Origin of the sequence: Citrobacter sp. TBCS-14, from assembly GCF_005280805.1 — a bacterium.
Taxonomy (GTDB): domain Bacteria; phylum Pseudomonadota; class Gammaproteobacteria; order Enterobacterales; family Enterobacteriaceae; genus Citrobacter; species Citrobacter gillenii.
The window spans coordinates 1-204 of record NZ_SZWM01001311.1; the positions used below are offsets into that span (position 1 = coordinate 1).

1 pseudogene is annotated in these 204 nt (G+C 57.4%); it reads right to left on the reverse strand.

Annotated elements, in window-relative coordinates:
- A pseudogene (locus FDX22_RS30700) lies at nucleotides 1–204 on the reverse strand (phage portal protein); the annotation flags it as partial.

The following is a 204-nucleotide window of genomic DNA, read 5'->3' on the forward strand; positions in this document are numbered from 1 at the left end:
GTGTCCTGAGCCGTCTGCAAGTTTAACGAGTCCCCCGGCATCAGGTGTGGCACTTTTGCGCCCCCAAGACGGACTGGCGCCGCTGAGTAATACGCGGCAATTTCACCAACCCAGCCAGTCAGCTTGTCCCGTTGCTCCTGACTGTTCGCGCCAAGAATAAAATCCATCGCTGACTGCGTATCCAGCTCACTCTCAATGGTGGCG